Raw genomic sequence first — 10,676 nt, 5'->3', positions numbered from 1 at the left:
ACGACAAGCTAAAAAGCCTGATGAGTTGGAAGTTTCAATCCTTCAAAAAAGTCCAGCTCTTAGCCGATTAGAGTATAGTCGCTGTTAATATATCTAACTTCCAACCGGAGCTAGAATTAAAGGGTCGCTGGTTGACTCTCAGAGTTCCAACTTTTTACTTTGAGGGATCTGTCAATCAAATGCTTGCAGGCTATGCTGGTCGGCAAAAAGATACCGAGTTCAACAGGGTTGACATCAGCGGTCTGCGTGTGTCCTTTCAGAATGGTGGACTGACCGTGAATGGTAACTGGCAGATGCCATCGTGAGCGTATTGGGTGTATTGCTGGCAAATGCAAGCACACACCCTGGACATCTGTAAGTGGAACCTTCTCACAACCCTTTAGCGTGGCTTTAGTGGGCGACAGATTCAAAATCAGGGCTAATACTATCTCAATTCGCTCCGCCGATAAATGGTATCAACTTATCGTCGATTCTCTCATACCCCTTTTTGTTGATAGAGGAGCTATCAGTGCTGATATTAATACCCAACTTGCTACGATTAATAATGCAAGCCTGAGAGAGTGGATTATTCCAAAGGGCGCTGAGTTCATGTCCCAAAATCTTGGGATATCTTACACACAGGCAAAGTCGTTGATTGTTTCAATATTGGCTCAATGGAAGGGGTTATCAGTAACGGTTATGTCGCAGTCGCAGTACGTGTGAAATAGTCACGGTTGCTGCTTTGATTCCCGATTAGCTTTTTGGCAGAGCTACAGAGCTAATTAGGAATCGAAGCAGGCAATCATGGCAAAATTGTGGCGGGCAGCTTCGCTGTGCCGAAGGCAACGACTCAAACCGTAGTGATTGAAAGTAAAATTGAGCCTCTAGTTTCCATAGGACAACGCCGTTTTGAGCCAGATTCAAGTCTTAAACTTACAGAGCCTTGACCGAGGACTTCCCGCCATTACACCCGCTTTTGGGGCGGCGATCGCAGAAGCAGGTGCGATTTGTCTAACCGAGGAAGCTCATAAACCGGGAGCAGCACTCGAAGTCGAAGGAGAATTTTCTACCACATTCAAATTGGATTGGCAGCCAGTCACAGAACAAACACGGCGATGTTGGAATGACGAAGAATACACGACCGAGCAAGCTGCTTATGGAGTCGCATTTCTGTTAATTCTTCAATTAACAAATTTCACGGTCATTGAACGTTCTCGCAAAGGAACTGGATTTGACTACTGGTTAGGAAGTCAAGATTCAACCGCCACGCTGCCATTTCAGCGAATGGCACGTCTAGAAGTCTCTGGAATTCGTAAAGGTAATCGCAGTCAAATCAATGCCAGAGTCAAGCAGAAAACTGAACAAACTCGCGCATCTGATGCACAGGGATTGCCAGCGTATATCATTGTGGTAGAGTTCAGCCGCCCAATTTCCATCATGAGTGCGAAACATAACCCCGAAGGAACCCTACTCCAATGAGCCAGATTCAAGTGCTCCACCAACAAGCAATGGATTTAGCCGAAGCCGCAGCAGTCGCCCGTTTAAGAGGCGCTCCAGAACAGGCTGCACAATTAACGCGCCAAGCCTTTGAACAAGAAACGCAAGCCGTCGCCTTAATCGCTAGCACTCTTGATGCCGAACCCACTCGTTCTGTACTCTACCGCAGCGCAGCATCTCTCGCGATCGAATGCGGTGAATTACGAGCCGCAGAACGGCTGATCGCAAACGCATTATCTGGCAATCCGCCCCCAGAGATTGCCGAAGAACTCAAAGATTTATTCATCCAGATCAACTTGAGCCAATATCTGAAGCGTCAAGGAATCCACATGGATATTAACGAACTGCAAGGACTGGTAAATCAATAGTGCTCGTCTCCCCGTCTAATCGGGTCGAGGAGAGCATTTAACTCTCCCCTCCCACACCACCCATCATGCGGGTTCGCAATGGGCGGTTCATGAAGACGCGCAGACAAAACACTGATAACCTAAGCGTAACCCTGCACTCTCATCCAGAGTTGGCGAATCGATAACAATCCCTGTTGTTCTAACCACTCATTGGTCATTCCCGTTTGCGTTGCGAGTGTCTTTGACAAACGCCAGTAGCCTTTGCGACTGATGCCGGTCAAAATCGCATGACGCTTACTTGTCCCCAACCTGAGCAGGTTGGCAATGCGCGTTCTCGGTCTGCGCCACTGTTTCCAGTAGCACATGCGAATTCGTCGCCTTAACCACCCATCTAGCTCTTCTATTGGGGTGTAATGCTGAGAGATGCCGAAGTAGTTCATCCACCCTTGCACGTATCGGTTCAATCGCTCGAAGCGCTCTGCCATTGAGACTCCCCAACTGCGCGACGTGAAGCCCCGCAACCGATGCTTGAAGTCTTGCAGAGCTTGCTCAGAGACGAAGATGCGAATCCCTCGGAAGGTAAAACCGAGATAGTTCAACTCTTCAATCTTGACCACTCGGCTCTTTTCTCGATTGACGTTGAGCTTCAGCGCTTGGGTTAAGTAACGGCTAATCTTTACCATCACTCGTCGCCCTGCTCGTCTGCTTTTGACCAAGATTACGAGGTCATCGACATAGCGAACAAAACGATGCCCTCACGCTTCTAGCTCCTTGTCCAAGTCATCTAGAAGAATATTGGACAACAAAGGTGAAAGGGGAGACCCTTGTGGAGTCCCCCATGCAGTCGGTTCAACAGTACTTCCAACCAACACGCCTGCTCGCAGGTAACGACCGATTAACCCCAAAAGCACCTTGTCAGAAACTTTCCGAGCGACGCGGGACATCAAGACATCGTGATTGACCGTATCAAAGAATTTCTCTAAATCTAAGTCAACCGCAATGCGATGCCCTGCTTTGACCATCGTTTTCACCTGTTGGATCGCTCCATGAGCCGAACGGCGCGGTCGACTGCCATAGCTTGACTCAGAGAAGTCTGGGTCAAAGATTGGCGTAAGCACCTGCAAGATGGCTTGTTGGATCACTCGGTCAATGACACAAGGAACCCCCAACTTACGCTCTCCTTTGCCTCTCGGCTTCGGAATCGACACCCGTCGCACTGGGCGCGATTGGTAGCTGCCATCAAGCAGGGATTGGCGAATCTCTTGCCAATGTTCGCGGGCATGGGCAGGAAAGTCTTCTAAAGTCATCCCGTCACTGCCGGGAGCACCTTTGTTCGACTTCACCCGTTTCCAGGCTGTTTGAACATTGTTGCGCTCTAAGATTCGCGCCATCAAGTTGTCTAAGGCTGGCTCTCTGTCAGCACGCCAAACCGTATCTCCCCCGTCCGGGTTCATCGATAGGTCTGAGTTGTTCATCGCTCCTCCTTAGGTCGTTCATGTTCGTCCCTTCGTTCTCAAACGAACTACTATGGACTCGGCTGACTTCTGTACGATTAACCCTTGAAATTACTTCCAAAGGGGCTGTCTCATCAACTTTAGGGTTCTGTGGCTCCCTCGCCGTTTCCCGCGAGACCTCAATCAGACTCCCTTGGTTGACAGACCGCAGCCGTACAGATCTCCCCAGATAAGACCGTGATCTCTCCCGCCGCAACCGCGTCATTTACTGCACCCCTTGAACCAAGGGTTTCGTTGTGTTGTGCCAACTCACCCAGAGGTCTCAGCCTTCTATGACGTTTCTGTTCGTCGGCTCGTCGGTTTGCCGCTGGCTTCCTCCAGACCTTCCCTCGCGAGAACGCCCTTGCCTTAAGCTAGTGGTTATCGTCACTCGGAACTTTTGGGTTCATTTGGACGCTGGTTCCACCACAGGGGACTTTCACCCCATCAGATCACGCCCATGCTGGGCGTACACAATTCAAATGCACCGGACGGAAAAATTCGCTGGTGCTGAGTTTGAGTTTATCTGCCGCCGCTGATTTGAGCCGTTAGCTCTCACTATCACGCTGGACATGGTTTTTGAGATGTGGCGTAAGTTGGTGGGTGAATCATATTGGGATATATCGGATTGCCTCGGAGCTGGCGATCGTGAACGAAGAAATCAGGAAAATTGAGGCGATCTCACATCGCTACGGTCTGGAAATTCCTGCCTAACGAAAAAATGCCCTCTCAGAATCCCCTCGGAGGGCTTTGTTTTTTGATCGGTACTGGGAGGATAATTATGGAAAACAATTATGGAAAACAATGCCCCACAGCAGATTGCACATCAATCGACTCTTATTGAGCAACTGAAAAGACGTAGACCAGTACTGATAAAAATCCTTGTTGCTGGCAGCGTGTTTTTTGTGATGATCAGCCTTTATCGCGTGGACTGGTCAGAATTTGGGGGAAGTCAGGATCAAAACGTTTTGACTGTGCAAGAGGATATTACTCAGGGAGGTGAGACAACGCATAAGACAACGATAACTACCACCGACAAGCTGACCCCTGGGAAAAGTCTTTGGGACTGGATGACTTTGTTGCTTGCACCCGCAACGTTGGCAGGATTAGGGTTTTTATTTCAATCTAATCAGGAGAAAACTAAAGCAGAGAAGGCAGAAGCTGAACAAAATCGGGAGAAGGCACAGCAGGAAGCCGATCAAAAGCGGGAGACTGAACAACAGCATCATCAGGCTCTACAAGACTACCTAGCTGAGATCTCAGCGTTGCTGGTAGACAAAAAACTGAAGACCATGTTGCCTAAAAAAAATCATCATCAAGCACAAACTGAACACGCAAGTGATACAGCATCTGATACAGAACCAGCGCAATCTGAAACATCAATAATTCCATCTATTGATCCGCAAGCGGCATTACAGGTTGTCAAAGCAAGAACACTATCACTACTACGCCTGTTTGACGAGGATATGCCACGTAAATCAAGTGTTCTTCATTTCTGGGCGATACTGCACTTTTAACGGCGCTAGACTTAGATCTATCATCTTCTGATTTGGAAAAAGCCGATTTCCACAGGGCTAATCTCAGCGGTGCTAACCTCAGCCTTGTCCACCTCAGCCGTGCCGACCTCAGCGGTGCCGACCTCAGCAATGCCGACCTCTGGTTTGCTAATCTCAGCGGTGCTAACCTCACCGGTGCCGACCTCAGCAATGCCGACCTCAGCAATGCCGACCTCAGCGGTGCCGACCTCAGGGGTGCCCACCTCGGTGGTGCTAACCTCACCGATGCCGACCTCAGCAGTGCCGACCTCAGGGGTGCTAACCTCAGCAATGCCTACCTCCACGGTGCCGACCTCAGGGGTGCCGACCTCAGGGGTGCTAACCTCAGCAATGCCTACCTCCCCCGTGCCGCCGACCTCACCGATGTCTTACTCAGCGGTGCCTACTTCAGGAGTGCCGACCAAATGTTTGCCAAACTCAGGGGTGTCCAACTCAGCGGTGCCTACCGCGCGCATCCCCGCGCCGATGCCCAAATCAGCTCCATCCACCCCCGCGACCTCAGTGGTGCCGACCTCAGTGGTGCCGACCTCACCGATGCCGACCTCAGCGAGGTAATACTTTGGTGTGTCGATCTATCATCAGTCAAAGGACTAACCCCCAAACAGCTATTCCATTCATTCCTGTGCAATGTCCTCTTGCCTGACGATGTACTGGACCCGAATCGTCACTTCTTGTCTGAGGATATAAAACCGGACTCGAATCGTGACTGTGAAAAGTTGCCAGAACTATTAGTAGAGAGGTATCCCGAAGAATATGAAACTTTGGAAAAAGCAAAGGAGTTTGTAGACCGCTTAAAAAGTATAAAAATCAAATAGACAGCTCGTTACAGTCTTGAAGTCCCCGCATGATCTAAAACGACACATCCCGCTACGATGGACAGCCGATACCCAACCCGATCCCTAATACTCACCCGATATTTACCCAGCGTTGTCCAGACTGCGAACTGCCGCTCCTGGCAGCAACGGGGCGAGTGTGTCGGTGTGGTGATTGTGGGTGGGTGGATGAATCCGGGCAATGATCGTAGGGTGGGCATTGCTCACTACCAGCCAGCTAACAACGCCCATGCACACCGACCGCTGAGAGTCGTTCAGTTGTGATGCAAAGGTTATCTGCGGCGGGTGATGGGCAACGTTAGCGACACGTTTGTGCAATTGTTGCGATCGCGTAAAGTAGAGCTAATCCAAACAGCAGCGTAAGATTAGATGGGGTCGATCGCCGTCAAACAAACCGATTGCGGCGGTGCTGAACGAATGAACAATTGGGGTGACAATCCCCCCGTGGTTGCCCTCTTCGCGCAATGGGTAGGCACGGGGGCGCTACCCCTACGATCATCCTTAATCAGGATCGATCGTTTCTGGTTGCCCCGACTCGCGTGTCGGAATTTTGGACGATCGCCAAATCCACCAGCCCGCGATCGCTAATGTGAAATTTCCGACCAGTGTCATCGCAGCTTGCACCGTCACGACCCAACTCAGCGAGGCGGGATTGTCGAAGAAATGCCAGGTGCAGGCACACATCGCGCTCACTAACGCAGGCAACATTCCCAACGAGAGCGATCGCCACGCCAGATTTCCGCTCACCTCGGCATAGCGCCAAATCAGCCAAATTGCCGCGACCCATTCAATCACACTAGAAACATGAATCACCCAAGTGGGAATCGAGAGAGCGTGCATAAAAATCATTTGTCCAATGAACGTTGAATTTGCAGCGATCGCGGATCGCAAGCTCTAGTCTAAATTGACTTGCCGCTATAGAATTGGCTGCAACCTAAAATCTGAAATGAACAAGCTTCGAGCAGTGTTGTGTGGCTACTATGGCATGGGTAACGGCGGCGATGAGGCCCTGCTGGCTTCTTTGCTGCAAATGTTGCCCCCCCAAATAGAGCCGATCGTTTTGTCAGGCAATCCTCAGCAGACCCGCGATCGCTACAAGGTGACAAGCTGCGATCGTAAGTCCCTAACATCCGTTGTTCAAGCATTGCGTCAGTCGGATATTTTTATCTGGGGTGGCGGCAGCTTAATGCAGGATGCGACGAGTCCCTATAGCGCTTTTTATTATGGGGGCTTGATGAAACTTGCCCAAGTGATGGGGTTGAAGACGATCGCCTGGGCGCAAGGCATCGGGCCCTTGAATCGATCAGTGACTTGCTGGCTGACTCAACAAGCGCTTAAGAATTGTGTTGGGGTGAGTGTGCGCGATCGTGGCTCGGCGGCTTTATTGCATCAGTGGAGAATTCCGTCGGTGCTGGCTCCCGATCCCGTTTGGGCAATGGAGTCGGAAGCCGTACCGGGATTGTGGGATTTGCCTGCGCCCAGAGTTGCCGTGAATCTCCGATCGCATCCGCTTTTAACGCCCGATCGGTTGACTGTTCTGACTCGTGCCCTAATCGATTTCCAAAAAGCGACTCAGACCTGTTTATTGCTGTTGCCATTTCAGGCGAGTCAAGATTTGGCGATCGCTCAAACTATTCAGCCACAACTTCCAGGGTTTAGCAAAATTCTAATGTTAGAAAACCCGCAGGAACTAAAAGGGGTGTTTCGAGGCGTAGAGATGGCGATCGCGATGCGATTTCATGGGCTGATTATGGCGGCGGCTGAAGGGTGTCGGTGTTTTGCGTTGAGCTATGACCCCAAAGTCACCCACCTGATGGATGAGCTAGAGATACCCGGATGGGAACTGACCGATCTGCCGCCAGACTCGCACCAAATCAGTCAAACCTGGCTAGAGCTTTATGCCAATGGCGAAGCGCTTTCAACCGATCAAATTCATTCGCTGGTCGATCGGGCGTTGATGCATCAAGACGTGTTGCGAACAGCCTTGAGAAAGCTTTGAAAATACGCAAATTCGACGACTTCATTACAGCCCACCGCGCCCCTAAATCCCCCAAATTGGGGAACTTCAAGCCAAACTTTCCGGTTCAAAGTCCCCCAGAATGGGGGATTTAGGGGGCATAAGCCGCCCACAACGAAGTGAAAAAACTCGTCAATCTGACGTTAAAAATAGAATTTTTTTAGCTTCCAAGTTTAGGGAATCAATTTTATGTGGTAAAAAGTTGTTTTATAAGGTTGATTTGTTAGTAACATTCTCTAGAATCAATGTTTCTTCAAGCTCCGATCGCACGACAGAAATCTCAAATCGTTGGTTCAATTTTAAGCAACTGTCGGTATAACTAAGTCTAGAGAACTTAAACTTTGACTTGAGTTCTAAACGCTCCGTCAAAAAACGCCAAAACACGATCGTCAGGTTCCTTTCTTCTAGGGTAAATAAATCGCGATGAATGAAGCTGAAAATTCAAACAATAATCCCAGCTTGTTTGAGTCCATTCCCCAGTCTGCGTCTGAACCAGCCGAGCCAGACTCTCTTGCAGAAGAGTGGACAACGGTCGATTTCCCCAATGCGCTGCCCGTTGATGAAATTCCTCATGCGGAGCCTGTCACCTCTGACCCCGATAACTCACTGCAAATTCTGAGCGATCGCGTCTGCAAATTAGACCAGCAAAATCAAGAGCTTCGCCACCAAAAAGACGATCTAATTGGCGTGTTAGAAAAGCAAGACCAAGAATTTCACGCGCAGATTGCAAACTTAACGAAAGCGCTGCAACAAACTCGCAACATGCTGCGGCTAGAGCGACGAAACTGGGAGTCACAATCGCGGCAGATTAAACAGCGATCGTACGAGCAAACCGCTCACATCGCTCAACAGACTCAAGAATTGACCACCACTCAAGAACAGGTCGTGAAGCTGTTTCGAGAGTTAGAACAGGCTCAACAAACAGCCCAACGTCAGCAAATCTTGGTTGAAACGCTGACCCATCAGCTAGAAGCCAGTCAAGAACAAGTTGCTCTGCTAGAGCGCGACTGTGCCCACACTCAACAGCGATATAGTGACCAGACGCAACTCGTTCATCAAACCGAAAACGCTTGCAAAGACCTGCGATCGCGGCTTCTGCGTCAACAGCGCTACACCATGCAGTTTAAAGCAGCTTTAGAGAAGTGTCTGGAGGTTCCTGCTAAAGCTGATAGTTTAGATGACTTGCTGCTAGAGACGGGTACAGGTGTCATCAGGCAGGATGTGATCAACTATGCCTCTGATTTGTTAGCGCCTAAAGCTCAACCCGTTCAGCCCTGGTCAGCGCAACCCGAATTTTCAGAACTCGACCCTCTGCCAGACCCGCATTCATACATTCCGTCTCCTTGGGATGAAGATCCTGAGCTTGAGGAGTCTGAAGATCTGATCTTCCCAAGCCAAGATTTTGACAGCACTTCTACAGAAGCGATCGTCGATGAGCCATTTGAGACTTCTGTAATCGTCCCTTCCAAAGTCGATCCGCCAATGGTGAGCTACACGATTCAACGATCGCAGGAGTCATCAGACGCGTCTCTACCCGAAATTCAGCTATTTACACCCGACGAGATGTCTGCGATCGCAGAAGAGACTTCAGCAGAGAACGAATGGGCGATCGTAGACCCAACCTCGCTTGAGATCGAATCAGATTTAGAACAAAAATTTGACACCGCTCTGCAAGCCCTTGGCGATCCGGTTGAGTCGTTCGCCTGTGAGCTTGAAGACTCGCTGCGAGATGATCAAGAGATTCTGAACGAGATTCATGCGATCGAGGAGTTTGCCGATCCAGCGCCAGAGCTTGACTTATTTGAGCCTGAAGCGATCGATCCGACACCCAACTCAGTGCAACCTTCATCGCCCTTTATCACCTTGCGATCAAGAACAGCCAATGATCTTGATTTGCAGAATGTGCCAGAGGATGAGGTGCCTCTTTTAACAAACGGGCCTTCTCCGATCGTCTATCCGCTGCGATCGTCTAGAAAGCTGAAGTCTTTGGCTGCCGTTGACTTACCCTCTTTCCCACGTCCAGGCAAATAGTCGAAACGGCCCTGGCGCAGGCACATTCACCCGTCGCTGCCCTCGATTCCCATACCGATGTTTTGCCTTCATAGGAGTAGTCAGAACGCCTCTAGGTTTAGCCTAAATTCGTTCTCGCTACTCCTTGACATTAGCCCTAATGTGATCTTAATGAACGAGCCGCCCGACGATCGCCAGTTCGCCCCCGCGACTCAACGCAATCGAGAGCCGATTCTTGACGTGCTTTTGCAAGTGTTGCCGCCGACAGGCACCGTGTTAGAAATTTCCAGCGGCACCGGAGAGCATGCGGTTTTTTTTGCGCCTCGACTCGCGCCTCGTCGGTGGTTGCCGTCTGACCCTAACCCGATCGCACGAGACAGCATCGCAGCCTGGCGAAACCACTGCCCCGCCGAAAATTTAGACGCCGCGATCGCCCTAGATGCTCGTGATCCCATTTGGACGATCGTGCCCGATCAGCAAAACTCGATTACGGCGATCGTCAATATCAACATGATTCATATTGCCCCCTGGACAGCTTGTTTGGGGTTGATGAGCGGAGCCAGAAGACTGCTTCCGGTGGGTGGAGTTTTGTATCTGTATGGCCCGTTTAAGCAGAATGGCAGACACACGGCACCCAGCAATGCGGCGTTTGATCAGAGTTTGCAGGCACAGAACCCAGAATGGGGAATTCGAGATCTTGATGCGGTGATCGCGATCGCTCAGGCGCAAAATTTGGCGCTCTTAAAAACCTATGAAATGCCAGCCAATAATCTTTCGGTGGTTTTGCGACGATGAAGATTGCAATTTGATGCGATGTTGCAAAACATATTTAAATATTGCGAAAGATTACCGATTGAAAACTTCCTCACAACTTCCTCATATTTCAATTCTATCGTCAAGGATAACGAAACGGTTACACAAGCTGGATCGCTAATAACAACCGT

10 protein-coding genes and 1 pseudogene are annotated in these 10,676 nt (G+C 50.1%); 7 read left to right on the top strand and 4 right to left on the bottom strand.

Annotated features, from left to right (window positions below; genetic code table 11):
- Positions 1-888: 888 nt before the first annotated feature.
- Entirely contained in the window at positions 889-1,458 is a 570-nt protein-coding gene (locus C7B65_RS22555; RefSeq protein WP_073074806.1) for a hypothetical protein, read from the top strand.
- Complete coding sequence (locus C7B65_RS22550) at positions 1,455-1,844, top strand: hypothetical protein (protein ID WP_073074807.1); 390 nt, start codon at positions 1,455-1,457, stop codon at positions 1,842-1,844. The genes C7B65_RS22555 and C7B65_RS22550 overlap by 4 nt, the downstream gene beginning before the upstream one ends.
- 119 nt (positions 1,845-1,963) lie before the next feature.
- Here the strand turns inward: C7B65_RS22550 and C7B65_RS28940 are convergent, their stop codons facing one another.
- Together C7B65_RS28940 and C7B65_RS28935 are read right to left on the bottom strand one after the other, a co-directional pair.
- Positions 1,964-2,422: a group II intron maturase-specific domain-containing protein gene (locus C7B65_RS28940; protein ID WP_223257488.1), complete on the bottom strand. Its 459-nt coding sequence runs from the start codon at positions 2,420-2,422 to the stop codon at positions 1,964-1,966.
- Positions 2,411-3,130: pseudogene (locus C7B65_RS28935) on the bottom strand (reverse transcriptase domain-containing protein); the annotation flags it as partial. The pseudogene C7B65_RS28935 and the gene C7B65_RS28940, both read right to left, overlap by 12 nt.
- A gap of 980 nt (positions 3,131-4,110) precedes the next feature.
- On the opposite strand from C7B65_RS28935, the gene C7B65_RS22540 reads away from it, so the two are divergent.
- Positions 4,111-4,833, top strand: a complete 723-nt coding sequence (locus C7B65_RS22540) for a hypothetical protein (RefSeq protein ID WP_073074808.1) — start codon at positions 4,111-4,113, stop codon at positions 4,831-4,833.
- A gap of 32 nt (positions 4,834-4,865) precedes the next feature.
- Positions 4,866-5,687: a pentapeptide repeat-containing protein gene (locus C7B65_RS29830; RefSeq protein WP_073074809.1), complete on the top strand. Its 822-nt coding sequence runs from the start codon at positions 4,866-4,868 to the stop codon at positions 5,685-5,687.
- Positions 5,688-5,789: 102 nt separating this feature from the next.
- Here C7B65_RS29830 and C7B65_RS28085 read toward each other — a convergent pair whose 3' ends face one another.
- Both C7B65_RS28085 and C7B65_RS22530 read right to left on the bottom strand, forming a co-directional pair.
- Complete coding sequence (locus C7B65_RS28085) at positions 5,790-5,936, bottom strand: hypothetical protein (RefSeq protein ID WP_181314478.1); 147 nt, start codon at positions 5,934-5,936, stop codon at positions 5,790-5,792.
- A 270-nt stretch (positions 5,937-6,206) separates the two neighbouring features.
- Entirely contained in the window at positions 6,207-6,545 is a 339-nt protein-coding gene (locus C7B65_RS22530) for a DUF2499 domain-containing protein (protein ID WP_073074835.1), read from the bottom strand.
- Positions 6,546-6,651: 106 nt separating this feature from the next.
- On the opposite strand from C7B65_RS22530, the gene csaB reads away from it, so the two are divergent.
- The 3 genes from csaB to C7B65_RS22515 all read left to right on the top strand — a co-directional run bounded on the left by csaB (position 6,652) and on the right by C7B65_RS22515 (position 10,527).
- Positions 6,652-7,704, top strand: a complete 1,053-nt coding sequence (gene csaB, locus C7B65_RS22525) for a polysaccharide pyruvyl transferase CsaB (protein WP_073074810.1) — start codon at positions 6,652-6,654, stop codon at positions 7,702-7,704.
- Positions 7,705-8,145: 441 nt separating this feature from the next.
- Entirely contained in the window at positions 8,146-9,753 is a 1,608-nt protein-coding gene (locus tag C7B65_RS22520; protein ID WP_073074811.1) for a hypothetical protein, read from the top strand.
- A 150-nt stretch (positions 9,754-9,903) separates the two neighbouring features.
- Positions 9,904-10,527: a DUF938 domain-containing protein gene (locus C7B65_RS22515; protein ID WP_073074812.1), complete on the top strand. Its 624-nt coding sequence runs from the start codon at positions 9,904-9,906 to the stop codon at positions 10,525-10,527.
- Positions 10,528-10,676 lie beyond the last annotated feature (149 nt).

The organism is Phormidesmis priestleyi ULC007 (assembly GCF_003003695.1).
Taxonomy (GTDB): Bacteria; Cyanobacteriota; Cyanobacteriia; order Leptolyngbyales; family Leptolyngbyaceae; genus Phormidesmis_A; species Phormidesmis_A priestleyi_A.
This window is presented reverse-complemented; position numbering and strand designations above follow the sequence as displayed.

What these genes read in the sequence shown, in the direction of transcription:
- C7B65_RS22550 (WP_073074807.1), top strand. Translation starts at nt 1,455, where the DNA reads ATGAGCCAGATTCAAGTGCTCCACCAACAAGCAATGGATTTAGCCGAA.
- C7B65_RS22515 (WP_073074812.1), top strand. Translation starts at nt 9,904, where the DNA reads ATGAACGAGCCGCCCGACGATCGCCAGTTCGCCCCCGCGACTCAACGC.
- C7B65_RS22530 (WP_073074835.1), bottom strand. Translation starts at nt 6,545, where the DNA reads ATGCACGCTCTCTCGATTCCCACTTGGGTGATTCATGTTTCTAGTGTG.
- C7B65_RS22540 (WP_073074808.1), top strand. Translation starts at nt 4,111, where the DNA reads ATGGAAAACAATGCCCCACAGCAGATTGCACATCAATCGACTCTTATT.
- csaB (WP_073074810.1), top strand. Translation starts at nt 6,652, where the DNA reads ATGAACAAGCTTCGAGCAGTGTTGTGTGGCTACTATGGCATGGGTAAC.
- C7B65_RS28085 (WP_181314478.1), bottom strand. Translation starts at nt 5,936, where the DNA reads ATGGGCGTTGTTAGCTGGCTGGTAGTGAGCAATGCCCACCCTACGATC.
- C7B65_RS22520 (WP_073074811.1), top strand. Translation starts at nt 8,146, where the DNA reads ATGAATGAAGCTGAAAATTCAAACAATAATCCCAGCTTGTTTGAGTCC.